Genomic DNA, 25,673 nt, shown 5'->3' on the forward strand with positions numbered 1-25,673 from the left:
CGTCCCCGGGAGCCCCCGATCGCCGCCCATCCGCGCCTGCCCGGTCGCGGGCTGTTCGTCGCCTTCGAGGGCGGCGAGGGCACCGGCAAGTCCACCCAGGCCGGCCTGCTGTTCGACTGGCTCGGCGTGCACGAGATCCCCGCGCGCCGGACGTCGGAGCCCGGCGGCACCCCGCCCGGCGCCCGCATCCGCGCGCTGCTGCTCGACCCGGCCACCGGCGACCTCGCCCCCCGCGCCGAGGCGCTGCTCTACGCCGCCGACCGCGCCCACCACGTGCACACCGTCGTCCGGCCCTCCCTCGACGTCGGCGAGGTCGTGATCACCGACCGCTACGTCGACAGCTCGCTGGCCTACCAGGGCGCCGGCCGCGCGCTGTCGCTGGAGGAGGTCCGCCGGCTGTCGGACTGGGCCACCGGCGGGCTGGTGCCCGACCTGACCGTGCTGCTGGACCTGCCGCCCGAGGCCGGGCTGGCGCGGGCCCTGGGCCGCGCCGCCGCCGACCGGCTGGAGGCCGAGTCGCTGGACTTCCACGAGCGGGTGCGCGCCACCTTCCGCGCCCTGGCCGACGCCGAGCCGCACCGGTACCTGGTCCTCGACGCCGGCCTGCCGGCCGAGGAGATCGCCGCGGCCGTGCGGGAGCGGGTCGGCGCCCTGCTGCCGGGGCGGGTCGCGTGAGCACGCCCGGCGGCGTCTGGACCGAGGTCGTCGGCCAGCCCGCCGTCGTCGCCGAGCTGCGGGCCGCCGTCGCCGACCCGGCGGCCATGACCCACGCGTGGCTGTTCACGGGGCCGCCCGGGTCGGGCCGCTCGGTCGCCGCGCGCGCCTTCGCCGCGGCGCTGCAGTGCCCCGACGGCGGCGACGGCACCTGCCACGAGTGCCGGACCGTCCTGTCCGGCACACACGCCGACCTCAACCTCATCGTCCCGGAGGGCCTGTCCATCGGCGTGACCGAGGCCCGCGAGCTGGTGCGCATCGCCGGGCGGGCGCCGTCGCAGGGCCGCTGGCAGATGATCATCGTCGAGGACGCCGACCGGATGAGCGAGGCGGCGGCCAACGCGGTGCTCAAGATGATCGAGGAGCCGCCTCCGCGGACGGTCGTCATGCTCTGCGCGCCGAGCCTGCACCCCGACGACGTGCCGGTGACCATCCGGTCCCGCTGCCGGGTCGTCGGCCTGCGGACGCCGCCGGCCGACGCCGTCGCCGACGTGCTGGTGCGCCGCGACGGCGTCGACCCGGCACTGGCCGCCTGGGCCGCGACCGCCGCCGGCGGGCACGTCGGGCGGGCGCGGCACCTGGCCCGCGACGAGGACGCCCGGCTGCTGCGCCGCGCCGTCCTCGACATCCCGCTGTCCCTGGTCAGCCTCGCCGCCTGCCTCACCGCCGCCGACGACCTCGTCGGCGCGGCCAGGGAGGAGTCCGACCGGACCAGCGCCGCTCTCGACGCTCCGGAGACCGAGGCGGTCAAGACCAGCCTCGGCGTCGGCGCGCGCGGGCCGGGCGTGGCCGCCAGCCGCGGGGGTGCCGGCCAGCTCAAGGACCTGGAGAAGCGGCAGAAGAGCCGCGCCACCCGGATCGGCCGCGACTCCCTGGACCGGGCGCTGGTCGACCTCGCCGGGCTCTACCGCGACGCCCTCGTCCTGCACGCCGCACCCGGTGAGGCGCTGCCGCTCGACCACCCAGACCGGCGGGCCGACGCCGAGGACCTCGCCCGCCGGATCGGCGCCGAGGGCGCGCTGCGCCGCATCGACGCGGTGCTGGCCTGCCGGACGGCGCTGGAGCAGAACGTCAAGCCGCAGATCGCCGTCGAGGCGCTCACCGTCGCGCTGCGGCTGCCGGCGTAGACGAAGGACCCTCCTGCCCCCCCACCGCTCGCAGGCTCGCGGCGGGCCCCTGCAGGAGGGCCGCTGCGCGAGGCCCGCCGACCGCTGCCGTAGACTGGCCGCGCACGTCCGCCGCCTTAGCTCAGTCGGTAGAGCATCTCACTCGTAATGAGAAGGTCGTCGGTTCGATTCCGACAGGCGGCTCCCCTCGGGATCCCGTCCCGTCGGTGGCCCGTGTCACCATCCCGCCGTGACCAGTCGCGGCGCCCCGGCCCAGCACCTGCGCGACCTCGCGCGGCTGCGCCGCGTCCGCGACCGGATCGACCGGGAGTACGCCCGGCCCCTGGACGTCGAGGCGCTCGCCCGCGGCGTGCACGTGTCGGCCGGGTATCTCAGTCGCGCGTTCCGGGCGGCCTACGGCGAGTCGCCCTACGCCTACCTCATGACGCGGCGCATCGAGCGGGCGATGGCGCTGCTGCGCCGGGGCGACCTCAGCGTCACCGAGGTCTGCTTCGCCGTCGGCTGCCAGTCGCTGGGCACCTTCAGCACCCGCTTCACCGAGCTGGTCGGGATGCCGCCGAGCACCTACCGGCGGTTGGCCGCGCAGGCCACCGAGGGCATCCCCGCGTGCGTCGCCAAGCAGGTCACCCGACCGGTCAGGAATCGAGAAGCACCGGACGCCACGCCGTCCCTAGCGTGATCGCCATGACCACCACCACGGACCTCGCCGTCCACCACGCCTTCCTCCCGCACGACGACGCGGAGGCCGCGCTGGCCTTCTACCGGGACACCCTCGGCTTCGAGCTCCGCAACGACGTCGGCTACGGCGGCATGCGCTGGCTCACCGTCGGCCCGGCCGGCGGGTCCGGCACCTCGATCGTGCTGCACCCGCCGGCGGCCGACCCCGGCGTCACCGACGACGAGCGCCGCGTCATCGCCGAGATGATGGCCAAGGGCACCTACGCCTCGGTCGTCCTGTCCACCCCCGACCTCGACGGCACGTTCGAGCGGCTGCAGGCCGGTGACGCCGAGGTGGTGCAGGAGCCGACCGAGCAGCCCTACGGCGTCCGCGACTGCGCCTTCCGCGACCCCGCGGGCAACATGGTCCGCATCCAGGAGGCGCCGTGACCGCCTCCGGCTCACCGGCCGGTACCGCGCCCCGCTCCCGCGCGCAGCGACGCCGGGACACCGAGCACCGCCTGGCCTCCGACGTCGACGTCTGGGTGGCCAGCGCCTCGCCCGACGGGGCGCCGTACCTGGTGCCGCTGTCCTTCGACTGGGACGGGGAGGTCCTGCTCCTGGCCACCCCGGCCGACAGCCCGACGGGTCGGAACCTGGCCGCCACCGGGACCGTCCGGCTCGGCCTCGGCGCCACCCGCGACGTGTCGGTGGTCGACGGCGACGTCGAGGCCCTCGGGATCGACGCGCTGCCGCCCGACCGGGGCGACCGGTTCGCCGCCCGCGCCGGCTTCGACCCCCGGGCGTCGGCCACGCCGTACCGCTGGTTCCGTGTCACACCCCGCCGCGTGCAGGCGTGGCGGGAGGCGGACGAGCTGACCGGCCGCGAGCTCATGCGCGACGGCCGGTGGCTGGAGTGACGCCCGCCGACGCACGTACCGGCCCGGCGTGCACCGGGTCAGCCGGACGGGTGCCGCGCCACCCCGCCGCGCCCCGAGCAGGTAGACACGACAGCGCCGACGCCGACGGCGCCCACCGGACGGAGACACGATGAGCACCGCGATGCAGGACGGGACCCGGACCGGGACCGGGACGCCGGCACCCGGGCGGCACGCCGCCGACGACCACGACCTGATCCGGGTGATCGGGGCGCGGGTGAACAACCTCCGGGACGTCAGCGTCGAGATCCCGAAGCGCCGGCTGACCGTGTTCACCGGCGTCTCCGGGTCGGGGAAGAGCTCGCTGGTCTTCGACACGATCGCCGCGGAGTCGCAGCGGCTGATCAACGAGACCTACAGCGCATTCGTGCAGGGCTTCATGCCCAACCTGTCCAGACCGGAGGTCGACCACCTCGAGGGCCTGACGACGGCGATCCTCGTCGACCAGGAGCGGATGGGCGCCAACCCGCGCTCCACCGTCGGCACCGCCACGGACGCCAACGCGATGCTCCGGATCCTGTTCAGCCGGCTGGGCACGCCGCACATCGGTCCCCCCACGGCGTTCTCGTTCAACGTCCCCACGCGCAAGGCCAGCGGGGTGATGAGCACCGAGAAGGCCGGCGGCCGGGTCGAGAAGGCCGTGGTCCGCGACGTGGTCTACATGGGCGGCATGTGCCCGCGCTGCGAGGGGATGGGGTCGGTCTCCGACTTCGACCTCACGGCGCTCTACGACGAGACGAAGTCGCTGGCCGAGGGTGCGCTGACGGTCCCCGGCTACAGCATGGACGGCTGGTACGGCCGGATCTTCAGCGGCGCGGGCCTCCCCATGGACAAGCCCATCGCGCGGTTCACGAAGAAGGAGCTCCACCAGCTCCTCTACGGGGAGCCGATCAAGATCAAGGTCGAGGGCATCAACCTCACCTACGAGGGCGTCATCCCGAAGATCCAGAAGTCGATGCTCGCCAAGGACGTCGAGGCGATGCAGCCCCACATCCGCTCCTTCGTGGAGCGGGTGATCACCTTCCAGACCTGTCCCGAGTGCGACGGCACGCGGCTGAGCCCGGAGGCCCGGTCGTCGCGGATCCGGGGCCGGAACATCGCCGACCTCTGCGCCCTGCAGATCAGCGACCTCGCCGACTGGATCCGGGAGCTCGACGAGCCGACGGTCGCCCCGCTGCTCGCCGGACTGCAGCACCTGCTCGACTCGTTCACCGGGATCGGCCTGGGGTACCTCTCGCTCGACCGGCCGGCCGGCACGCTGTCCGGGGGAGAGGCGCAGCGGACCAAGATGATCCGCCACCTCGGCTCCTCGCTCACCGACGTCACCTACGTCTTCGACGAGCCCACGATCGGTCTGCACCCGCACGACATCCAGCGGATGAACGACCTGCTGCTCCAGCTCCGGGACAAGGGCAACACGGTGCTCGTCGTGGAGCACAAGCCGGAGACCATCGCGATCGCCGACCACGTCGTCGACCTCGGCCCGCTCGCCGGGACAGCCGGCGGCGAGGTGGTCTTCGAGGGCACCGTCGAGGGCCTGCGCGCCAGCGGCACCCTGACCGGGCGGCACCTCGACGACCGCGCGGCGCTCAAGGAGGCGGTGCGGACGCCGACCGGGGCGATGGAGGTGCGGGGCGCCGCCACCCACAACCTGCGCGGTGTCGACGTCGACATCCCGCTGGGCGTCCTCTGCGTCGTCACGGGCGTGGCCGGATCGGGCAAGAGCTCGCTCGTCCACGGCTCGGTCGCCGGCCGCGACGGCGTGGTGGTGGTCGACCAGGGCGCCATCCGGGGCTCGCGGCGGAGCAACCCCGCGACCTACACCGGCCTGCTCGACCCCATCCGCAAGGCGTTCGCCAAGGCCAACGGCGTGAAGCCGGCGCTGTTCAGCTCCAACTCCGAGGGCGCCTGCCCCACCTGCAACGGCGCCGGTGTCATCTTCACCGACCTGGGCGTCATGGCGACGGTCGAGTCACCCTGTGAGGAGTGCGAGGGCAAGCGGTTCCAGGCGTCGGTGCTGGAGTACCGGCTCGGCGGCAGGGACATCAGCGAGGTGCTCGCGATGTCGGTGACCGAGGCCGAGGAGTTCTTCGGTGCCGGGGAGGCGCGCACGCCGGCCGCCCACACGATCCTCGACCGGCTGGCCGACGTCGGCCTGGGCTACCTCACCCTCGGCCAGCCGCTCACCACGCTGTCCGGTGGCGAGCGGCAGCGGCTCAAGCTGGCCACCCAGATGGCCGAGAAGGGCGACGTCTACGTCCTCGACGAGCCCACCACCGGCCTGCACCTCGCCGACGTCGAGAACCTGCTGGGGCTGCTCGACCGGCTCGTCGACTCCGGCAGGTCGGTCGTCGTCATCGAGCACCACCAGGCCGTGATGGCCCACGCCGACTGGATCATCGACCTCGGCCCGGGTGCCGGGCACGACGGCGGCCGGGTCGTCTTCGAGGGCACACCCGCCGACCTCGTCGCCGCCCGCTCCACCCTGACCGGGGAGCACCTCGCGGCCTACGTCGGCCGCTGACGGGCCGGACGGCGGGGCTTCCCGCCGTCCGGACTGCAGCTCACCGCCCTCCCTGCCGATACCCCCTGACGAGACCACCAGGAGAGGTGGGACGAGCGTACGAGGGGGTGCGGGGAGCCGGGGACGACGACGCCACCCGGCTCGTCCTCCTGCCCGTCCACGCGAGCTGACCGGCCCGGCGGCCACCGCACCGACGACACCGCATCCCCACGACACCGCAGACCCACGACACCGCAGACCCACGACACCGCAGACCCACGAGGAGGACCGACATGGGCACCCCAGGGATCGACTACCCGGAGGACAGGACCGTCCTCGACGTCAAGGCCGTCAGCCGCGACGACGTGCTGACCAGCTTCGTCGAGGAGGCGACCGGCGGCGAGCTCGTCCTCAGCATCGGCGAGGACTCCGCCCGGCGCCGCGTACGGCTCGAGCCGGGCGAGACCCTCGAGCTGGTCTGGCGCGGCCCCGAGGAGCTGCGGGCGGTGCCCGCCGAGCTCCTCGAGGTGCGGACGGGCGAGTCGCCGACCTGGCGCGTGCGGATCGCCGGCCCGTCCTCGCGCGGCCAGCGCCGGGCCGCCGTGCGGGCGCCACTGACGGTGCCCGTCCAGGTCGTCGCCGGCGGGGAGCGACGCGCCGGGACGACGCTCGACCTCAGCGAGGGCGGCACCCACTGCCTGCTGCAGGGGGAGCCGGACAAGAACGGCGCGCTCGAGGTGGGCTCCGTGGTGCACGTGACCGTCGACCTCGGCGGCCGCGCCGTCGCCACGAAGGCGGAGGTCACCCGGCGGCACCCGCGCGAGGACCGGCGCCCCGAGCTGTCGCTGCGCTTCATCGGCCTGGCCGAGCGCGACGAGGACGACATCCGCCGCCGGGTCTTCGCCGAGCTCCGCGACCTGCGCACCCGCGGCCTGATCTGATCGGGGGCATGGACCGAGCCCGGCTCAGCGCGATCGCCCACCGCTGGCACCCCGTCGCCGCCCCCGTCTCCGACGACGCCCTCCGCCGCCTGGTCGGCCGGCTGGCCCCGCCGGCGGGCGCCGGCCGGACGCGCACGGCGCTCGACCTCGGCTGCGGCTCCGGTGCGTGGCTGCTGGCCCTGCTCGGCGCCCACCCGGCGTTCGACGGCGTCGGCGTCGACACCTCCGCGCCCGCCCTCGACGCCGCCCGCGACCGCGCCGCGATGGCCGGCCTGGTCGGGCGCGCGGTGTTCGTCGAGGCCGACGCCGCGACCTGGGAGGGCGGGCCGGCCGACGTCGTGCTGTGCATCGGCGCGGCGCACGCCTTCGGCGGGACGGCGGGCGCCCTGGCCGCCGTGCGACGGCACCTGCGTCCCGGCGGTCGGGTGCTGTTCGGCGACGGCTTCTGGGAGGCCGGGCCGAGCGAGGCGGCGCTGGCGGGGCTGCAGGCCGAGCCGGGCGAGCTGCCCGACCTCCCAGGCCTGCTGGCGGAGGTGGGCCGCGCCGGCTTCGAGCCCGGCTACGGGCACGTCAGCACCCTGGCCGAGTGGGACGAGTACGAGTGGTGCTGGACCGGTGCGCTCACCGAGTGGGCGCTGACCGAGGCGCCCCACGGCGAGCGGGAGCAGGCGCTGGACGCCGCCCGCACCCACCGGCGGCAGTGGCTGGAGGGCTACCGCGGCGAGCTCGGCTTTCTGACCGTCGTCCTGCACGACACGCGCGCCTGACACCGCCTCCTGCGACGACGACGGCGGCGCATCCCCCGGGGGGAGCGCCGCCGTCCGTCGTCCGTGTGTGATCGCAGGGCCGGCCCGCGGGCCGGGGGAGGAGTGCGGCTCAGTGGCCGCCGCCCTCCTGGGCCCGCTCGAGGGATGCGTGGATCTCGGCCTCGGCCTCGGCACGGCCGACCCAGTTGGCGCCCTCGACCGACTTGCCCGGTTCCAGGTCCTTGTAGGTCTCGAAGAAGTGCTGGATCTCCAGCCGGTCGAACTCCGAGACGTCGGTGATGTCCTGGAGGTGGGCCATGCGGGGGTCGGTGGCCGGGACGGTGAGGACCTTGTCGTCGCCACCCGCCTCGTCGGTCATCCGGAACATGCCGATGGCCCGGCAGGTGATGAGGCACCCGGGGAAGGTGGGCTCCTCCAGGAGCACCAGGGCGTCGAGCGGGTCACCGTCCTGGCCCAGGGTGTTCTCGATGTACCCGTAATCAGCCGGGTAGCGGGTGGAGGTGAACAGCATCCGGTCGAGCCGGATGCGCCCGGTGGCGTGGTCCAGCTCGTACTTGTTCCGCTGGCCCTTGGGGATCTCTACCGTCACGTCGAACTGCACGGCACGTAGTGTGGCCCACCGGTGCCCGTCGCACCGGCGCAGGTCCGGCCCGGGTGGTACCTCAGGGGGAGAGCACGATCGCGCCGAACGGGTCCACGACCGTCCGACCGAGCTACCGCAGGCTGCGCAGGAGGGTCCTGCTCGGCCTCGTCGTGCTGGTCCTGATCGCCGCCCTGACCACCGGTGCGGTGCTGTTCCTGGGCCGCGACGGCGGCACCGGCCCCGACGCCGCCGGCACGTCTGCGCGGCTGCCCGCGGTCGGCGAGCCGGCCCCGGTGCTGGCGTCGCTGTCCTCCGACGCGTCGGCACCCGACCCCGACGCGCTCGCCGCGACCCTCGCGCCGCTGCTGGCCGCACCGCCGCTCGCCGGCGGGCTGTCGGCCGAGGTGGTCGACGTCGCCTCCGGTGACGTGCTCCTCGACGACGGCGCCGACCGGCAGGTGACGCCGGCGTCCACGGCCAAGCTGCTCACCGCCGTCGCGGCGCTCACCGCCCTCGACCCCGACGACCGCCTCGAGACGACGGTCGTCGCCGGGCCCGCGGCCGGCGAGGTGGTGCTCCTCGGTGGCGGCGACCCCACCCTGTCGACCACCGCGCCGTCGCTGACCTACCCGGGCGCGGCGACCGTCGCCGACCTCGCCGCCCAGGTGCAGGCCGCGCTGCCCCCGGGCACAGCGGTCAGCCGGGTGCTGGTCGACAACTCCCTGTTCGAGGGGCCGCTCACCGCGGAGGGCTGGGGCCGGGAGGACGCGCCGTCGAGCTACGCCTCCCCGGTGACGGCCACCGCCGTCGACGGCGCCCGCCTGGTGCCAGGGGAGAACGCCCGGAGCGGCTCGCCGGGCACCGACGCCGGCCGGGCGCTGGCCACCGCCCTCGGGGCCCCGGGTGCCGTGGTCGAGCTGGGCCAGGCCCCCGACGGCGCGCAGACGCTGGCCACCGTCCGCTCCGCCCCGGTCGCCCGGCTGGTCGAGCAGGCGCTGTCGCAGTCGGACAACCTGCTCGCCGAGTCCCTGGCCCGCCACGTCGCCCTCGCCCGCGGCCTGCCCGCGTCCTTCGACGGGGCGGCCGAGGCGGTCACCGCGGCGGTCGCCGACGCCGGGCCCGACGTCTCCGGCGTCGAGCTGTACGACGGCAGCGGCCTGTCCCGGCTGGACCGGGTCACCCCGCGCGTGCTCACCGACCTCGTCGCCGGCGCCGCCGACGGGTCGCTGGAGGGCGCCTCGCCGGTGGTCTCGGGCCTCGCGGTCGCCGGCTACGACGGCACCCTGGCCGACCGCGGCGACGCCGACCCCGCCACCGCGCCCGGCACGGTCCGCGCGAAGACCGGCACCCTGCTCGGCGTGCACGGCCTGGCCGGCACCGCGGTGACCGCCGACGGGCGGCTGCTGGCCTACGCGCTCGTCGCGAACGGCACGACCGGCGGCGGGCTGCCCGAGGAGGCGGCCCTCGACGCGGTGGCCGCCGCACTGGCCTCCTGCGGCTGCCGGTGAGCACGGGGGGCGCCCGGGCCCCGCGGGTACGGTGAGGCGATGACGAGCCGCTCACTGGTCGACTGGGAGCTGGCCGGGCGCACCGCCCGCCGGCTGTCCGGGCCCGGCCCCGCGACCTCCCGCGAGGAGGCCGCTGCCGTCGTCCGGGAGCTGCACGAGGCCGCCGCGGCCGCCGTCGCGCACGTCGAGGGGCTCACCGGGCTGCACCCGGTCGAGGGCGGGCCGGTCCCCGAGGTCGCCGTCGTCGACCGGCCCGGCTGGATCGACGCCAACGCCGCCGGCATGGCCGCGCTGATGGACCCGCTGGTCACCGCGCTGACCGAGCGCCAGGAGAGCCGGCCCGGTCCGCTGGCCACCGCGATCGGCTCCCGGGCGACCGGCGTGCAGGCCGGCGGCCTGCTGGCCTTCCTGTCCTCGCGGGTGCTCGGCCAGTACGAGATCTTCGGCACCGGCGGCCGGCTGCTGCTGGTCGCGCCCAACATCGTCGACGCCGAGCGGAAGCTGGGCGTCGACCCCACCGACTTCCGCCTGTGGGTGTGCCTGCACGAGGTCACCCACCAGCTGCAGTTCACCGCCTTCCCGTGGCTCGCCGACCACCTCGAGGCGCAGATCGCCGAGTTCGTCGACGCCACCGACCTCAGCCCCGACGCGCTGCGCGAGCGGATCGCCGACCTCGTCCGCGGGGTCACCGACGCCGTCCGCGGCGGGGACGACGACGGCGGCGGGCAGGGCCTCATGGCGCTGGTGCGCGACCCCGCGCAGCGCGCCGTGCTCGACCGGGTGACCGCGGTGATGAGCCTGGTCGAGGGGCACGCCGAGTTCGTGATGGACGGCGTGGGCCCCGACGTCGTGCCCTCGGTGCGCACCCTGCGCAAGCGCTTCGCCCAGCGGCGCAAGGGCCGAGGCCCGCTCGACCGCGTGCTGCGCCGGCTGCTGGGCCTGGAGCAGAAGATGAAGCAGTACGCCGACGGCCGGCACTTCGTCGGCGGCGTGGTCGACCTCGTCGGCATGGAGGGCTTCAACCGGGTGTGGACGGGGCCCGAGACCCTGCCGCTGGTCGAGGAGCTCACCGACCCTGCGCGCTGGGTGGAGCGGGTGCACGGCCGCCCGGCCGTCACCGCCTGAGTCACACCCCCGTGAGCGGCTCGGGGTGAGCGGCCCGCACCCCGCCGTCGCGCAGGTCCGCGGCGCCGTCCGTCCGGGGCTGCGCGCCTCCGCCGGCCCGGTGCTGGTCGCCGTGAGCGGGGGAGCGGACTCCCTGGCGCTGGCCGCCGCGGTCGCGTTCGAGGCCCCGCGCGCCGGGGTGCCGGCCGGGGCGGTCACCGTGGACCACGGACTGCAGCCGGGATCGGCGGAGCGGGCGGGGCGGACCGCGGCCCTGCTGCGCGACCTCGGGCTGGACCCCGTCGTCGTGCGGACCGTCGCCGTGGGCACCGGCGGGGGGCCGGAGGGCGCGGCGCGCACCGCCCGGTACGCGGCGCTGACCGGCGAGGCGGCCGCGCGCGGCGCCCGCGTCGCCCTCGGGCACACGCTCGACGACCAGGCCGAGACGGTGCTGCTCGGCCTGGGGCGCGGCTCGGGCCCGCGCTCGGTGGCCGGCATGGTGGCGCACCGCCCGCCGTTCTGGCGGCCGCTGCTCGCCGTCCGGAGGGCCACCACCCGTGCCGCCTGCGCCGCGCAGGACCTGCCGGTGTGGGACGACCCGTGGAACACCGACCCCGGGTACCGGCGTGCCCGGCTGCGCGCCGAGGTGCTGCCGCTGCTCGAGGACGTCCTCGGGGGTGGCGTGGCCCCCGCGCTGGCCCGGACGGCGGACCTGCTCCGCGAGGACCTCGACGCGCTCGACGGTCTCGCCGCGGCCGAGCTCGCCCGCCTCGCCGGCCCGGCGGGCCCGCCGGCCGGCGACCTGCCCGCCGCGGACCTCGCCGCGCTGCCGGCCGCCCTCCGCCGGCGGGTGCTGCGCGGCTGGCTGCGCGACGGCGGCGTCCCGGACCTGCAGGCGGTGCACCTGACCGCCGTCGACGCGCTGGTGTCGGCCTGGCGCGGGCAGGGGCCGGTGGCCCTGCCGGGCGGTGCGGAGGCGCTCCGCGCGTCTGGCAGGCTGGTGCTGCGGCCCGCCGGCTCCCCGGGCGGGAGGGCTGTCTCGGCACCCGATCCGGAGGAGCAGCTCCCGTGAGTGAGACCGCGTCGACCCCTGCCGGCCTGGGGCCCGACCACGGCTACGGCCCCGACATCCACCACGTGCTGCTCTCCGAGGAGCAGATCCAGGCCAAGATCGTCGAGCTGGCCGACCAGGTGGCCCGCGACTACGCGGGCCGCGAGGTGCTCCTCGTGGGCGTCCTCAAGGGCGCGGTGCTGTTCATGAGCGACTTCGCCCGGGCGCTGCGGCTGCCCACCCAGATGGAGTTCATGGCCGTCTCCTCCTACGGCAGCTCCACCAGCTCCTCGGGCGTCGTGCGCATCCTCAAGGACCTCGACCGCGACATCAGCGACCGGCACGTGCTGGTGCTCGAGGACATCATCGACAGCGGGCTGACCCTGTCCTGGCTGCTGAAGAACCTCGGGAGCCGCCGGCCGGCGTCGCTGGAGGTCTGCGCGCTGCTGCGCAAGCCCGACGCGATCAAGGTGGAGGTGCCCGTCCGCTACGTCGGGTTCGACATCCCCAACGAGTTCGTCGTCGGCTACGGCCTCGACTACGCCGAGCGCTACCGCGACCTGCCCTACATCGGCACCCTGAAGCCCGAGGTCTACGGGGACTGACGCGGCGGCAGCGGGGCCTCCTCCGGACGGGGGAGCACCGGCATCCGTGCAGTTCGTGCACAGGGGACGCACAGCCCTCCCGGTGTACCGTCGAGTGCCAACGACGACTGCCGAGCGCCAGGGTGCCCGCCCGGGTCGCGCGGAGCGTCACCCGGACGATCAGGAGGGTCGACGGGCCAGGCCGGCGCCCCGGCCGCCCGGCATCGGTGTATGGAACGCAAGAAGATCTTCCGCTCCGTGTGGTTCTGGGTCGTCCTCGTCGTCCTGGTGGCCCTCGGCGTCTCCGCCGTGGTCGGTGGCGGCTCGGCCTACGAGCCTGTCGGGACCTCCGTCGCGCTGCAGCAGATCGAGGACGGCAACGTCGAGTCCGTCACGATCAACGACAAGGAACAGACCCTCGACCTCGACCTGCGCGACCCGGTCGACGGCAACGACCAGGTCAGCGCCTCCTACCCGATCGGGGCCTCCGACGACGTCTTCGCGCTGGTCTCCGGGATCGGCGCCGACGGGCAGACCACCGGCGACGGCGTCGAGTTCACGACGAACGTCACGCAGGACAGCATCCTCGCGAGCATCCTGATCAGCTTCCTGCCGTTCCTCATCCTCCTGCTGCTGCTGTTCTGGCTGTTCAACTCCATGCAGGGCGGCGGCCGCGGGGTCATGGCCTTCGGCAAGTCCAAGGCCAAGCAGATCACCAAGGACACCCCGAAGACGACGTTCGCCGACGTCGCCGGGGCCGACGAGGCCATCGAGGAGCTCCAGGAGATCAAGGACTTCCTGGCCAACCCGGTCAAGTTCCAGGCCGTCGGCGCGAAGATCCCCAAGGGCGTGCTGCTGTTCGGCCCGCCCGGCACCGGCAAGACGCTGCTGGCCCGCGCGGTGGCCGGCGAGGCGGGCGTGCCGTTCTTCTCGATCTCCGGGTCGGACTTCGTCGAGATGTTCGTCGGCGTCGGCGCGAGCCGGGTGCGCGACCTGTTCGAGCAGGCCAAGACCAACGCCCCGGCGATCATCTTCGTCGACGAGATCGACGCCGTCGGCCGGCACCGCGGCGCCGGCATGGGCGGCGGACACGACGAGCGCGAGCAGACGCTCAACCAGATGCTCGTCGAGATGGACGGCTTCGACGTCAAGGGCGGCGTCATCATGATCGCCGCCACGAACCGGCCGGACATCCTCGACCCCGCGCTGCTGCGCCCGGGCCGCTTCGACCGGCAGATCGCCGTCGACCGGCCCGACCTGCTGGGCCGCAAGCAGATCCTCGAGGTGCACGCCAAGGGCAAGCCGCTCGCCCCCGACGTCGACCTCGAGACCGTCGCCCGCCGCACCCCCGGCTTCACCGGCGCCGACCTCGCCAACGTGCTCAACGAGGGCGCGCTGCTCACCGCCCGCGGCAACGGCACGGTGATCACCGACGCCACCCTCGAGGAGGCGATCGACCGTGTCATCGCCGGCCCCGAGCGCAAGACGCGGGCGATGAGCGAGAAGGAGAAGAAGGTCACCGCCTACCACGAGGGCGGCCACGCCCTGGTGGCGCACGCACTGCCCAACCTGGACCCGGTGCACAAGGTGACGATCCTGCCGCGCGGCCGCTCGCTCGGGCACACGCTCGTCCTCCCGACCGAGGACAAGTACACCCAGACCCGCTCGGAGATGATCGACACCCTCGCCTACGCCCTCGGCGGCCGCGCGGCCGAGGAGCTGGTCTTCCACGAGCCGACCACCGGTGCCGGCAACGACATCGAGAAGGCCACCTCCATGGCCCGCGCGATGGTCACCCAGTACGGCATGAGCGCCAAGCTGGGCGCGGTCAAGTACGGCAGCACCGACTCCGAGCCGTTCCTCGGCCGGGACATGGGCTCGCGGCCGGACTACTCCGAGGCCGTCGCCGCCGACATCGACGGGGAGATCCGCGCCCTGATCGAGGCCGCGCACGACGAGGCGTGGGAGATCCTGGTGGAGTACCGGCCCGTCCTCGACCAGCTCGTCCTCGAGCTGATGGACAAGGAGACCCTCTCCAAGGAGGACATGGCCCGCATCTGCGCGCCGGTCACCAAGCGGCCCTCGCTGGCGCCCTACAACGGCTTCGGCAAGCGGACGCCGTCCGACCAGCCGCCCGTGCTCACCCCCGCCGAGGCGGCCGAGGCCAACGGCGCCGCCCACGGCCACGGCGCCACCGCCGCCGGCCAGAACGGCAGCGGTGCGACCAACGGCTCGGGCAACGGGGTGGGCCTCGTCAAGGGCGGCAGCACGGCGGTCGGTGACGTCGGCGCCCCGGTGCAGAGGTGAGCGAGCTCGCGAGCTCGCCCATGGGTGGAGCAGCCTCGCTCACGCCGGCGACGAGCGCCAGCGAGGCGACGGCGTGAGCGTCCTGCCCGAGGAGTCGGAGGACGAGGTACGCGCCGACCCGGCACGCATCGACTCCGCCCGCGCCGAGGCCGCCGTCCGTGAGCTGCTGCTCGCGGTGGGGGAGGACCCCGACCGCCCCGGGCTGCGCGACACCCCCGCACGGGTGGCGCGTGCCTACGCGGAGACCTTCGCCGGCATCTGGCAGGACCCGGCGGAGATCCTCGCGACGGTGTTCGACGAGGACCACGACGAACTGGTCCTGGTCAAGGACATCCCGATGTACTCGACCTGCGAGCACCACCTGGTGCCCTTCCACGGGATGGCCCACGTCGGCTACATCCCCGGCGAGGACGGCCGGGTGACCGGACTGTCGAAGCTGGGCCGGCTGGTCGACGTCTACGCCCGCCGCCCGCAGGTGCAGGAGCGGATGACCCGGCAGATCGCCGACGCCCTCGACGAGCACCTCAAGCCCCGCGGCGTCATCGTCGTCATCGAGGCCGAGCACCTGTGCATGGGCATGCGGGGCATCCGCAAGCCCGGCTCGACGACGGTCACCTCGGCCGTGCGCGGCATGTTCCGCGACAACCCGGCCACCCGCGCCGAGGCGATGAGCCTCGTCATCGGTCGATGAAGCCTGGCCGGTGAGCGGGCCCGGGGCGCAGCTGCTGCACCCGGGGCGGTGTGTGGTGATGGGCGTCCTCAACGTCACGCCCGACTCCTTCTCCGACGGCGGCTGCTTCGCCGACCGGGACTCCGCGGTCGCGCACGGCCTGGCGATGGCCGCCGGCGGCGCGGACTACGTGGACGTGGGCGGTGAGTCGACCCGCCCGGGCGCCGACCGCGTGGACGCCGCCGAGGAGCGCCGCCGCGTCGTCCCCGTCGTCCGGGAGCTGACCGCTGCCGGGGTCCGGGTCAGCGTCGACACCACCCGCACCGAGGTGGCCGCCGCCGCGCTCGAGGCCGGCGCGGTGCTGGTCAACGACATCAGCGGCGGCCTCGCGGACGACGGCATGGCGGCGCTGGTCGCCGACGCCCGGGTGCCGTGGGTGCTCATGCACTGGCGCGGCCACAGCCGGGAGATGTACGCCCGGGCGGAGTACGGCGACGTCGTCACCGAGGTGTGCACGGAGCTGTCCGCCCGGGTCGACGCCGCCGTGTCGGCCGGGGTCGACGCCGCCCAGCTCGTCGTCGACCCCGGCCTGGGCTTCGCCAAGCAGGCGGCGCACAACTGGGCGCTGCTGGCCGCCCTGCCGCGGGTGGTCGCGCTCGGCCTGCCGGTGCTGGTCGGCGCCTCCCGCAAGACCTTCCTCGGGCGCCTGCTGCCCGGCCCCGACGGCGCACCACGCCCCGCGGCCGGGCGCGACGCCGCCACCCTGGCCACCACCGTCCTGGCCGCCGAGGCCGGCGCCTGGGGCGTGCGCGTGCACGACGCCGCCGCCTCGGCCGACGCCGTCGCCACGGTGGCCGCCGTCCAGCGCGCCCGCGAGGATGCCCGTCGTGACTGAGCGCCCCGGGGGCAGCACCCCCGACCGGATCGCCGTCCGCGGGCTCACCGCCCACGCCCACCACGGCGTCTACGGCTTCGAGCGCGAGAACGGGCAGACCTTCTCCGTCGACGCCGTCCTCGACGTCGACACCGCCCCGGCCGCCGCCACCGACGACCTCGCGCTCACGGTCAACTACGCCGAGCTGGCCCAGCGGCTGCACGCCGTCCTCACCGGCGAGCCGGTGGACCTGCTGGAGACCCTGTGCCAGCGGCTGGCCGACGTCTGCCTGGCCGACCCGCTGGTGCAGGCCGCGGAGATCACCGTGCACAAGCCGCAGGCCGACCTCGGCGTCCCCTTCGACGACGTCACGGTCACCATCCGCAGGGACCGGGCGTGACCCGGGCGGTGCTGTCGCTCGGCGCCAACCTCGGTGACCGCGCCTGCGCGCTGCGCACCGCCGTCGAGGCGCTCCGAGCCGACGGGCTCACCGCCCGCTCCACGCTGTACGAGACCCCGCCGTGGGGCCCGGTCGAGCAGCCGCCCTACCTCAACGCGGTGGTGGTCGTGCGTGGCGACCGCGACGCCGCCGGCTGGCTGGCGCGCGCGCACGAGCTCGAGCAGGCCGCCGGCCGCACCCGCGAGGTGCGGTGGGGCGCGCGCACCCTCGACGTCGACGTGGTCACCGTGACCGGCGACGACGGCGCCCCGGTGCTGTCCGACGACCCGGTGCTCACCCTGCCGCACCCGCGGGCGCACGAGCGGGCGTTCGTGCTGGTGCCGTGGCTGTCGCTGGACCCGACCGCCGTCCTGCCCGGCCACGGTCGCGTCGCCGACCTCGTCGCCGCGCTGCCACGCGAGGACGTCGAGGCGGTCGTCAGGTGGGAGCACCTCCGGTGAGGCCGGTGAGCCGGCGCGACCTCGCCGTCGTCGCCCTCGGGCTGGCGCTGGCCGCCTGGCTGGTCGTGCGCGCCACGTACGGCTCGCTGCCGCCGCTGCGCTGGTGGCTGCCGGTGCCGCTGGCCGTCCTCGCCGTCGCCGAGGCCCTCGGCGCGCGGACCCTGCGGACCCGGCTGGCCGCCGAGCGCACCGCCCGGCGCGGCGCGTCGCGCCCGGCCGAGCCCGGCGCCCCGCTGGTGCGCCGGGTCGAACCCCTGCTCGTGGCGCGGCTGGCGGTCCTCGCGCAGGCCAGCGCCTACGTGGGCGCGGTCTTCGCGGGCGTGTGGGCCGGCGTCATGCTGCACGTGGCGCCGTCGGTGTCCCGGCTGTCGGCGGCCGGCGACGACACCGTCACCGCCGTCGTCGGGGTCGGCTGCGCCGCCGCGCTGACCGCCGCGGCGCTGTGGCTGGAGTCGGTGTGCCGCGTGCCGCCCGACGAGGACGGGCCACAGGACGGCGCCCGGGCTCTCTAGGTCAGCGCCCGGGCCCTCTAGCCCAGCGCGGACCCGGCCACCTCCGGGGCGGTGCCCTCCACCGACCGACGCAGCGCCGCGTGCAGCGACTCGGGGGTGAGCACCCCGAGGAACACGTCGCCGTGCAGCACCGCGACCCAGCCGGCCTCGTGCTGCAGCATCGTGGCGAACGCCGTCTTCAGCGTCGCGTCGACCGGCACCCACGCGTCCATCCGGCGGGCGGCCGAGCCGACGGTGCCCGCGCCGGTGGCCCGCTCGCCCGACAGCCAGCCGTGCAGCCGTCCGTCGTCGTCGAGCACGACCGCCCACCGGGCGCCGACGGCGGCCATGGACGTGCGCGCGTCGGCCAGGCCGTCGGCGACGTGCACGACCGGTGGCCGCTCGAGGTCGTCGATCGAGATGCCGGTGACCGCCAGCCGCTTGAGCCCTCGGTCGGCCCCCACGAAGTCGGCGACGAACGCGTTGGCCGGCCGGCCGAGCAGCTCGGCAGGCGGGGCGAACTGCTCCACCCGCCCGCCGTAGCTCATCACCGCGATCCGGTCGCCGATCCGGACGGCCTCCTCGATGTCGTGGGTGACGAAGACGATCGTCTTGCGCACCGTCTCCTGCAGCCGCAGGAACTCCGTCTGCAGCCGCTCGCGCACCACCGGGTCGACGGCGGAGAACGGCTCGTCCATGAGCAGGACGGCGGGGTCGGCCGCCAGCGCCCGGGCCACGCCGGCCCGCTGGCGCTGCCCGCCGGACAGCTGCGCGGGGTAGCGGCCGCCGTGGACGGCAGGGTCGAGGCCCACCGTGGCCAGCAGCTCGTCGACCCGGGCGCTGGTGCGCCGCTTGTCCCACCCGAGCAGCCGCGGGACGGTCGCGACGTTCGCGCGGACGGTCTGGTGCGGGAAGAGCCCGACGTTCTGGATGACGTAGCCGATCCGGCGGCGCAGCCGGTCGGCGTCGACCCGGGTGACGTCCTCGCCGCCGAGCAGGATCCGCCCGGTCGTCGGCTCGATGACCCGGTTGATCATCTTCATCGTCGTGGTCTTGCCGCAGCCCGAGGGCCCGACGAGCACGCTCAGCTCGCCGGCGGCGAAGGTCAGGTCCAGCGCCTGCACGCCGACGGTGCCGTCGGCGTAGGTCTTGCCGACCCCCTCGAGCCGGATCTCCTGAGCGGTGCCGTCCCCGCCGTCGGTCGCAGTAGCGTGCACGGGTGACCTCCCTGGGTGCGCGCCCTCTGCTGGACGCGGTGAGCGGGCCCGCGACGGGTCTGCTCGCGGTGGACGAGGCGCCGAACCCCTGGTTCGACTCCTCCTACGTGACCGAGAACTGGGACTCCATCCTGGCCTACACCGGCGAGCACGTGCGCCTGACCGTGCTGGCCGTCGCCATCGGGACGGCGATCGCGCTGCCGCTGGCGCTGCTCGCCCGCCGCAGCCGCTACCTGGCGGCACCGGTGCTGGGGCTGTCCACGGTCGTCTACACGATCCCGTCGCTGGCGCTGTTCGCGCTGCTGGTGCCCTTCACCGGGCTGTCGTCGAACACCGTGCTCATCGGCCTGGTCGCGTACTCGCTGGTGATCCTGGTGCGCAACTTCCTCGCCGGCCTGCAGGGGGTCCCCCCCGACGTCCGCGAGGCGGCCCGGGGCATGGGGCTGTCGGGCGCGCAGACCCTCTGGCGGGTGGAGCTGCCGCTGGCGCTGCCGTCCTTCATGGCGGGGCTGCGGATCGCCACGGTCTCGACGGTGGCGCTGACGACGGTCGGCGTCCTCGTCGGGCACGGCGGGCTCGGGCAGCTGATCACCGGCGGGTTCGCCGCGAACTTCTACCGGGCCGAGATCGTCACCGGCGCCGTCGGGTGCGTGCTGCTGGCCCTCCTGGCCGACCTGGCGCTCACCGCGGTCGAGCGGGCGCTCACGCCCTGGACCCGGGCGGTGCGGACGTGAACGACTTCGAGCGGGCGCTGCGCTACCTGAACGACCCGCTCAACTGGAGCCGGCCGAACGGCATCGCCGACCTCGCCGTCGAGCACGTGACCATCTCCGCCGTCGCCGTCCTGGTGGCCATGGTGATCGCCCTGCCGATCGGCACGGCGCTGGGCACCGCCCGCCGCGGCGGGGGACTGGTGGTCGCCCTGTCCAACGTCAGCCGCGCGGTGCCCACCCTGGCGCTGCTCACCCTCTTCGCGGTGAGCCCGATCGGCTTCGGCAACCGCGCGACGACGATCGCGCTGACCGTCTTCGCCGTCCCGCCCATCCTCACCAACGCCTACGTCGGGTTCCGCGGCGTCGACCCGGAGCTGCGCGAGGCCGCCCGGGGCATGGGCATGAGCCGGGCGCAGGTGCTCGGCCGGGTGGAGCTGCCGCTGGCGCTGCCGCTGGTGACGACCGGCATCCGCACCGCCGCCGTCCAGGTGGTCGCGACGGCGGGGCTGGCCGCGCTCGTGGGCGGCGGGGGGCTGGGCCGGCTGATCAACCTCGGCTTCGGCCAGCAGGACTACGGGGTCATGATCGCCGGCGCCGTCCTCGTCGCCGGCCTGGCGCTGCTCACCGAGACCGTGCTGGCGGTCCTGTCCTGGGCGGTCGTCCCCGGACCGCACCGGCTGCCGTTCCTGCAGGTCAGGACACCGGAGGAGCCCGGAGGGGTTCCGGAACCGACCGCCAGCGGCGTCCCGCTGTGAGCGGCGTCCCCGGCTGAGGCCGGCTTCGTAACGACCGCGCAACACATCCGCGCCGGGATTGCCCCTGCTCACGGGCCGGGAGTTGCATGACCGACGCGGGGACCCCCGCCAGACACGCGTCGCGGCAGCACGCCGCACGGGACACAGAAGGCGGACACATGCGTCAGCCACGCGCACTCGCCCCCCTCCTCCTCGCCGGGTTGCTCCTCACCGCCGCGTGCGGCGAGTCGGGCTCCTCCGACGCCGGCGGTTCCACCGGCTCCGGCGGCTCCGCCGCCTCCGGGGACACCTGCGCCCCGGTGGCCGGCGAGCAGCTCGTCGTCCTCGAGGACGACATGCAGCTGCAGAACGCCGACAACATCGTCCCGGCGGTCACCTCGGCCACCGCCGCGGCGAACCCGGCGCTCCTGCCGGCGCTGGACGCGGTCTCGGCCGCGATGACCACCGACCAGCTCATCGAGCTCAACGCCGCCGTCGACATCGAGCGGCAGAGCGCCGAGGAGGTGGCCGCGGCCTGGGTCGAGCAGAGCGGCGTCACCGACGGGCTCGAGCAGGGCAGCGGCCCGATCATCGTCGGCGCGAGCAACTTCACCGAGTCGACGATCCTGGCCAACGCCTACGCCGGCGTCCTCGACGCCGCCGGCTTCGACGCCTCGGTCCGCGAGGTGGGCAACCGCGACCTGTACCTGCCGGCGCTCATCTCGGGCACCGACCTGCAGGTCTTCCCCGAGTACCTGGCCACCGTCACCGAGGCGCTCAACGCCCAGCTCAACGGCGCCAACCCGACGCCGATCGCCAGCGCGGACGCCCAGGCCACGCGCGACGGGCTGCAGCCGCTGGCCGACCAGGTGGGCCTCACCTTCGGCACGCCGTCGGAGGCCGCGAACCAGAACGCCTTCGCCGTCACCCAGGAGTTCGCCGACGGCCTCGGCGTGACCACGCTGTCGCAGCTGGCCGACGCCTGCAGCGACGGCTCGCTGCTCCTCGGCGGGCCGGCGGAGTGCCCGACCCGGCGGTTCTGCCAGGCCGGGCTCGAGGAGCGGTACGGCCTGACCTTCGCCGAGTTCCGCGAGTTCGACGCCGGCGGCCCGCTGACGAAGGCCGCCATCCAGCAGGGTGAGGTCTCGATGGGCCTGGTCTTCAGCTCCGACGCCGCCCTCGCCCAGTAGGAGGGCCTGCCTGCCCCCCACCTCACCACGGCGAGCCCCCGACTCCGAAAAGGAGTCGGGGGCTCGCTGAGCGTTACCCTCTGGCCATGCGCGGAGCGGGGGACGACGGCAGGGCCGGCCGGGGTGCCGGCTCCGGGTCGGCTCGGCGGGTCGTGGGCCTGGCCGTGGGCTGCCTCGCCGTCGTCGGCGCCACCGCCGTCGTGTTCCTGACCGACGACCCGCAGCTGCTCCGGATCGCCGTCGTCGCCGTCGCCTGGGCCTGCCTGCTGGCGGCCTTCGCCTCCGCGCGCCCCGCTCCGGACGGGTCCGGTCCCGGTGCCGCCCGCGAGGCCGACCTGCGAGCCGCCCACGGCCCGGAGCTCGCCGCCGCCCGCGACGGCGAGCGCGAGCGCTCCGAGCGCCTCCGCCGCGACGCCGAGGACGCGATGCGGCGCGAGCTCGACGCTCTGCGCGCCGAGGTCGCCGGCCTGCGCGAGGGACTGTCCGGGCTCGACGGGCTGGCCCGCGAGGTGGCCGCGATCGGCGCCCTGCACGGGGACCTGCGCGGCGAGCTCGCCGACCTCGCCGGTCTGCGGGCCGACGTCGGCCGGCTGCGCACCGAGCTCACCGACCGGTCGACCGCCGGGCAGCTGTCGGGGGAGATGCGCGTCGAGCGGGTGGTGGTGCACGCCCAGTCGGTGCGCACCGGTCCCGGGCGCGAGCCGCTGGAGCCGGCCACCGCGGCCTGGTCGGCCGGCGTCGCCCGCGAGCTGTCCGGGAACTGGCCGGCGGGCCCGGCGCAGCCCGCGGGCGTCGTCGCCGACGCCGCCCGTCCCGAACCCGCCCCCGAGCTCCGACCGGCACCGGAGCCGGTACCGGTCGCGCGCCCGCTGCCCGCCGTCCCCGCGCATCCCCCCGTGCCCGCCGCCGATCGCGCTCCGCTCGGCCGTCGCCGCTCCGACCCGCCGGCCGGGCTGCGGCTCCCGGCGGCGTACGGGCAGCCGACCGTGCAGCGGCCGGCCGTGCACGCCACCGCGGCCGGGCACGCCGGTGTCCCCGCGGCGCCCGTCCCGGCCGCCGTGGGGGCACCCGACGAGGAGGCCGGGTCCGCCCGGCTCGCGCAGATCCTCGCCGAGAGCGGCGTGACCCCCGGCGGCCGGCGGCGGCGCTATCGCGACCAGGCCGACGGCGGCTGAGCGGACGGCGGCTGAGCGGACGGTGGCTGAGCGGACGGTGGCTAGGCGGGGCCGCGGGACAGCGCGCCGCCGTCGAGGACCACGGTCTGGCCGGTGACCCAGCCGGCGCCCAGCAGGTAGGCCGCGGCCTCCCCGACGTCCTCGGGCTCGCCGAGGCGGCCGACCGGGTAGGCGCGGGCGGCCTCCTCCTCCCGGCCCTCGTAGAGCGCGCCGGCGAAGCGGGTCTTCACCACCGCCGGGGCCACGCCGTTCACGGTCACCCGCGGGCCCAGCTCGACGGCGAGCTGGGTGACCAGGTTGATCAGGGCTGCCTTGCTCACCCCGTAGCCGGCGATCCCCGGTGACGCCTTGAGCCCGGCCACGGACGCGACCACGAGCACCGACCCGCCGTGCTCGGCCATCCACGCCCGCCAGGCCTCCTGCACCAGGCCCAGCGTGCCGACGACGTTGGTGTCGAGGATCTTGCGGAAGGCGTCGAGGTCGAGGTCGACCATCGGCCCGTAGACCGGGTTGATCCCCACGTTGCCGACCAGGTGGTCGAGGCTGCCGAAGCGCTCGACCGCGGTCCGCACCGCCTCGGCCCGGTGCCCGGGGTCGCCGGCGTTGCCCGGAACGCCGACCGCCACCTCCGGGCCGCCGAGCGCGGCGACCGCCTCCTCCAGCGCCTCCGGCTTGCGGGCCGTGAGCACCACCCGGGCCCCCCGGTCGACCAGGCTGCGCGCGATCGCCAGCCCGATGCCGCGGCTGCCGCCGGTGACCAGTGCGGTGCGTCCCTCGAACGTGCCCACGTCACTCCCTCGTGTCCGCCGGCGACCGCAGCGGCGCCGGTGCGGACGCCCACGCTAGGACGGCCGCGCTCCCGGCCCGGCGGGCACCCCGGCCCCGCACGTGACCCACTCCACAGGCCCCGCGCGTTGCAGGCGACCCCGGACGGTCACACACTCGCCTTCGGCACGTCGCCTGCGTGACACACCCGGTCGCAGCGGACCTCCTGCCGGCACCATCCGCACGACCCGCACCCCCCGGGACGACGACGACGTCGCGCCCGGCCACCGAGTCCGGTACCCGCGAGGGACTGGAACGAGAGGTGACCGCGATGCCTGCTGCCCGCAGGGACCCCCGCGCCGCCGGGCTGCCGCCCGCCGCCGACGCACCCGCCCGGCTCCGCGTCGGTGTCATCGGGGCCGGCCGCGTCGGTGCCGTCCTCGGCGCCGCCCTCGCCGCCGCCGGCCACGACGTGGTCGCCGCGTCCGGCCTGTCCGCCGCCTCCGCCGAGCGCGCCGCCCGGCTGCTGCCCGGGGTCCCCCTGCTCCCCGCCGACGAGGTCGTCGCCGCGGCCGACCTCGTCGTGCTCGCCGTGCCCGACGACACGCTCCCCGGCCTGGTCGCCGGCCTGGCCGGCACCGGCTCGTGGCGCGCCGGGCAGATCGCCGTGCACACCTCCGGTGCGCACGGCCTCACCGCCCTCGTCCCCGCGGAGCGCGCCGGAGTGCTGCCGCTCGCGCTGCACCCGGCCATGACCTTCACCGGCGCCCCGGAGGACGCCGAGCGGCTCACCGGAGCCCCGTTCGGCGTCACCAGCCGCCCGGAGCACCGGCCGGTCGCCGAGGCACTGGTGCTGGAGATGGGCGGCGAGCCCTTCTTCGTCGCCGAGGCCGACCGGCGGCTGTACCACGCCGCCCTGGTCACCGGTGCGAACCACCTGGTCACGCTGGTCGCCGAGGCCGCCGACCTGCTGCGCGCCGCCGGTGTCGGCGCTCCCGAGCGGGTGCTCACCCCGCTGCTCACCGCGGCGCTGGACAACGGGCTGCGGCGCGGCGACCGCGGCCTCACCGGCCCGGTCAGCCGCGGCGACGTCGGCACCGTCGCCGACCACCTCGAGACGCTCACCGACCGGGCGCCGGAGTCCGTGGCCGCCTACGTCGCGATGGCGCAGCGGACCACCGAGCGGGCGCTGGCCGCCGGACGGCTCAGGCGGCACGAGGGCGCCCCGCTGCTCGACCTCCTCTACGAGGCCGCCGACCCGGCCGGCTCCCGGTGACCACGACCACCCACGCCGTGTCGCCCACCCGCCCCACCGCCCCCGCGGTCGCGGAGACGGCCGCGCAGCTGCGGGCCCTGGTCGCCGGGCTGCCCGGTCCGGTCGCCCTCGTCCCGACCATGGGCGCCCTGCACGAGGGGCACCGCGCGCTGGTGCGCGCCGCCCGCGAGCGCGCGGGCAGCGTCGTCGTCTCGGTGTTCGTCAACCCGACCCAGTTCGGCCCCGGCGAGGACCTCGACCGCTACCCGCGCACCTGGGACGCCGACCTCGCCGCGCTCACCGAGGAGGGCGCCGACGTCGTCCTGCACCCGCCGGTCGACGAGGTCTACCCGCCCGGGGCGCTCGGCGTCACGGTCGACCCCGGCCCGCTCGGCGGCGTCCTGGAGGGCGCGGTCCGGCCCGGGCACTTCGCCGGCGTGCTGACCGTCGTCGCCAAGCTGTTCGGCCTGGCCCGGCCCGACCTCGCGGTCTTCGGCGAGAAGGACTACCAGCAGCTCACGCTGGTCCGGGCCATGGTCCGCGAGCTGGCGCTGCCGGTGGAGGTCGTCGGCGTGCCCACCGTCCGGGAGGACGACGGCATGGCGCTGTCGAGCCGCAACCGCTACCTCTCGCCGGAAGAGCGGGCCCGGGCCGCGACGTTGAACCGGGCACTGCGCGCCGGGGCGGCCGCCGGTCCGCGGGGAGCCGACGCCGTCCTCACCGCCGCCGGCGAGGTGCTGGCCACCGCGCCGGAGCTGGCCCCCGACTACCTGGCCCTCACCGACCCCGACCTCGGCCCCGCGCCCGCGGCCGGCCCCGCCCGCCTGCTGGCCGCCGTCCGGGCCGGCGGCACCCGCCTCCTCGACAACACCGCCGTCACCCTCGGAGAGCCCCGATGATGCGCA

At 75.7% G+C, this 25,673-nt stretch carries 27 protein-coding genes and 1 tRNA gene; 25 read left to right on the top strand and 3 right to left on the bottom strand.

All coding sequences use genetic code 11. The features are described from left to right. Positions 1–51: 51 nt before the first annotated feature. The 9 genes from tmk to BM165_RS08065 all read left to right on the top strand — a co-directional run bounded on the left by tmk (position 52) and on the right by BM165_RS08065 (position 7,647). On the top strand, positions 52–675 hold the full coding sequence (gene tmk / locus BM165_RS08025; RefSeq protein ID WP_244274134.1) for a dTMP kinase: 624 nt from the start codon (positions 52–54) through the stop codon (positions 673–675). Then, positions 672–1,841 (top strand): DNA polymerase III subunit delta', encoded by a 1,170-nt coding sequence (locus BM165_RS08030; RefSeq protein ID WP_075012971.1) that lies wholly within the window; start codon positions 672–674, stop codon positions 1,839–1,841. Before tmk ends, BM165_RS08030 begins: the two co-directional genes overlap by 4 nt. Positions 1,842–1,951: 110 nt before the next feature. Then, positions 1,952–2,024 (top strand) — tRNA-Thr (locus BM165_RS08035). 46 nt (positions 2,025–2,070) lie between these two features. Further along, positions 2,071–2,520 carry a helix-turn-helix transcriptional regulator gene (locus BM165_RS08040; protein WP_075012972.1) on the top strand — a complete coding sequence of 150 codons (450 nt, stop codon included), beginning with the start codon at positions 2,071–2,073 and terminating at the stop codon, positions 2,518–2,520. Positions 2,521–2,525: 5 nt separating this feature from the next. Then, on the top strand, positions 2,526–2,948 hold the full coding sequence (locus BM165_RS08045; protein WP_075013110.1) for a VOC family protein: 423 nt from the start codon (positions 2,526–2,528) through the stop codon (positions 2,946–2,948). Then, positions 2,945–3,418: a pyridoxamine 5'-phosphate oxidase family protein gene (locus tag BM165_RS08050; protein ID WP_075012973.1), complete on the top strand. Its 474-nt coding sequence runs from the start codon at positions 2,945–2,947 to the stop codon at positions 3,416–3,418. Before BM165_RS08045 ends, BM165_RS08050 begins: the two co-directional genes overlap by 4 nt. 130 nt (positions 3,419–3,548) lie before the next feature. Then, complete coding sequence (locus tag BM165_RS08055) at positions 3,549–5,960, top strand: ATP-binding cassette domain-containing protein (protein WP_244274122.1); 2,412 nt, start codon at positions 3,549–3,551, stop codon at positions 5,958–5,960. A gap of 272 nt (positions 5,961–6,232) precedes the next feature. Then, a complete protein-coding gene (locus BM165_RS08060; RefSeq protein WP_075012974.1) occupies positions 6,233–6,880 on the top strand; it encodes a PilZ domain-containing protein in 648 nt (215 codons plus the stop codon). A gap of 8 nt (positions 6,881–6,888) precedes the next feature. Beyond that, positions 6,889–7,647: a class I SAM-dependent methyltransferase gene (locus BM165_RS08065; protein WP_075012975.1), complete on the top strand. Its 759-nt coding sequence runs from the start codon at positions 6,889–6,891 to the stop codon at positions 7,645–7,647. 109 nt (positions 7,648–7,756) lie between these two features. On the opposite strand, the gene BM165_RS08070 is transcribed toward BM165_RS08065, so the two are convergent. Continuing rightward, positions 7,757–8,248 (bottom strand): inorganic diphosphatase, encoded by a 492-nt coding sequence (locus BM165_RS08070; protein ID WP_075012976.1) that lies wholly within the window; start codon positions 8,246–8,248, stop codon positions 7,757–7,759. A 152-nt stretch (positions 8,249–8,400) separates the two neighbouring features. Between BM165_RS08070 and dacB the strand changes: the two genes are divergently transcribed. The 10 genes from dacB to BM165_RS08120 all read left to right on the top strand — a co-directional run bounded on the left by dacB (position 8,401) and on the right by BM165_RS08120 (position 17,740). Continuing rightward, positions 8,401–9,738, top strand: a complete 1,338-nt coding sequence (dacB, locus tag BM165_RS08075; protein WP_244274123.1) for a D-alanyl-D-alanine carboxypeptidase/D-alanyl-D-alanine endopeptidase — start codon at positions 8,401–8,403, stop codon at positions 9,736–9,738. A 39-nt stretch (positions 9,739–9,777) separates the two neighbouring features. Next, complete coding sequence (locus BM165_RS08080; protein ID WP_208976680.1) at positions 9,778–10,863, top strand: zinc-dependent metalloprotease; 1,086 nt, start codon at positions 9,778–9,780, stop codon at positions 10,861–10,863. A gap of 25 nt (positions 10,864–10,888) precedes the next feature. Further along, a complete protein-coding gene (gene tilS, locus BM165_RS08085) occupies positions 10,889–11,914 on the top strand; it encodes a tRNA lysidine(34) synthetase TilS (RefSeq protein ID WP_075012977.1) in 1,026 nt (341 codons plus the stop codon). Then, positions 11,911–12,498 (top strand): hypoxanthine phosphoribosyltransferase, encoded by a 588-nt coding sequence (gene hpt, locus BM165_RS08090; RefSeq protein WP_177225146.1) that lies wholly within the window; start codon positions 11,911–11,913, stop codon positions 12,496–12,498. Before tilS ends, hpt begins: the two co-directional genes overlap by 4 nt. Positions 12,499–12,708: 210 nt before the next feature. Continuing rightward, positions 12,709–14,784 (top strand): ATP-dependent zinc metalloprotease FtsH, encoded by a 2,076-nt coding sequence (gene ftsH, locus BM165_RS08095; protein WP_075012978.1) that lies wholly within the window; start codon positions 12,709–12,711, stop codon positions 14,782–14,784. 73 nt (positions 14,785–14,857) lie between these two features. Further along, positions 14,858–15,475: a GTP cyclohydrolase I FolE gene (gene folE / locus BM165_RS08100; protein ID WP_075012979.1), complete on the top strand. Its 618-nt coding sequence runs from the start codon at positions 14,858–14,860 to the stop codon at positions 15,473–15,475. A gap of 10 nt (positions 15,476–15,485) precedes the next feature. After that, positions 15,486–16,349 carry a dihydropteroate synthase gene (folP, locus tag BM165_RS08105; protein ID WP_083427161.1) on the top strand — a complete coding sequence of 288 codons (864 nt, stop codon included), beginning with the start codon at positions 15,486–15,488 and terminating at the stop codon, positions 16,347–16,349. Continuing rightward, a complete protein-coding gene (folB, locus tag BM165_RS08110; protein ID WP_075013115.1) occupies positions 16,333–16,728 on the top strand; it encodes a dihydroneopterin aldolase in 396 nt (131 codons plus the stop codon). Before folP ends, folB begins: the two co-directional genes overlap by 17 nt. Beyond that, positions 16,725–17,228: a 2-amino-4-hydroxy-6-hydroxymethyldihydropteridine diphosphokinase gene (folK, locus tag BM165_RS08115; protein WP_075012980.1), complete on the top strand. Its 504-nt coding sequence runs from the start codon at positions 16,725–16,727 to the stop codon at positions 17,226–17,228. Before folB ends, folK begins: the two co-directional genes overlap by 4 nt. A gap of 5 nt (positions 17,229–17,233) precedes the next feature. Continuing rightward, positions 17,234–17,740: a DUF3180 domain-containing protein gene (locus BM165_RS08120; RefSeq protein WP_244274124.1), complete on the top strand. Its 507-nt coding sequence runs from the start codon at positions 17,234–17,236 to the stop codon at positions 17,738–17,740. 17 nt (positions 17,741–17,757) lie between these two features. Here the strand turns inward: BM165_RS08120 and BM165_RS08125 are convergent, their stop codons facing one another. After that, positions 17,758–18,936, bottom strand: a complete 1,179-nt coding sequence (locus tag BM165_RS08125) for an ABC transporter ATP-binding protein (RefSeq protein ID WP_208976681.1) — start codon at positions 18,934–18,936, stop codon at positions 17,758–17,760. A 2-nt stretch (positions 18,937–18,938) separates the two neighbouring features. Between BM165_RS08125 and BM165_RS08130 the strand changes: the two genes are divergently transcribed. The 4 genes from BM165_RS08130 (at position 18,939) to BM165_RS08145 (ending at position 22,748) form a co-directional block, all read left to right on the top strand. Further along, positions 18,939–19,670, top strand: a complete 732-nt coding sequence (locus BM165_RS08130) for an ABC transporter permease (RefSeq protein WP_143108079.1) — start codon at positions 18,939–18,941, stop codon at positions 19,668–19,670. Next, a complete protein-coding gene (locus BM165_RS08135) occupies positions 19,667–20,404 on the top strand; it encodes an ABC transporter permease (RefSeq protein ID WP_075012982.1) in 738 nt (245 codons plus the stop codon). Before BM165_RS08130 ends, BM165_RS08135 begins: the two co-directional genes overlap by 4 nt. A gap of 158 nt (positions 20,405–20,562) precedes the next feature. Next, complete coding sequence (locus BM165_RS08140; RefSeq protein ID WP_075012983.1) at positions 20,563–21,573, top strand: glycine betaine ABC transporter substrate-binding protein; 1,011 nt, start codon at positions 20,563–20,565, stop codon at positions 21,571–21,573. A gap of 86 nt (positions 21,574–21,659) precedes the next feature. After that, positions 21,660–22,748, top strand: a complete 1,089-nt coding sequence (locus BM165_RS08145; protein ID WP_075012984.1) for a DUF6779 domain-containing protein — start codon at positions 21,660–21,662, stop codon at positions 22,746–22,748. Between the two features lie 41 nt (positions 22,749–22,789). Here the strand turns inward: BM165_RS08145 and BM165_RS08150 are convergent, their stop codons facing one another. Next, positions 22,790–23,536: an SDR family oxidoreductase gene (locus tag BM165_RS08150; RefSeq protein WP_075012985.1), complete on the bottom strand. Its 747-nt coding sequence runs from the start codon at positions 23,534–23,536 to the stop codon at positions 22,790–22,792. A 308-nt stretch (positions 23,537–23,844) separates the two neighbouring features. Between BM165_RS08150 and BM165_RS08155 the strand changes: the two genes are divergently transcribed. Further along, positions 23,845–24,789 carry a Rossmann-like and DUF2520 domain-containing protein gene (locus BM165_RS08155; protein WP_075012986.1) on the top strand — a complete coding sequence of 315 codons (945 nt, stop codon included), beginning with the start codon at positions 23,845–23,847 and terminating at the stop codon, positions 24,787–24,789. Beyond that, positions 24,786–25,667: a pantoate--beta-alanine ligase gene (gene panC, locus BM165_RS08160; RefSeq protein WP_075012987.1), complete on the top strand. Its 882-nt coding sequence runs from the start codon at positions 24,786–24,788 to the stop codon at positions 25,665–25,667. Before BM165_RS08155 ends, panC begins: the two co-directional genes overlap by 4 nt. Positions 25,668–25,673: the final 6 nt, after the last annotated feature.

Origin of the sequence: Geodermatophilus obscurus (genome assembly GCF_900115395.1) — a bacterium.
Lineage (GTDB): Bacteria > Actinomycetota > Actinomycetes > Mycobacteriales > Geodermatophilaceae > Geodermatophilus > Geodermatophilus obscurus_B.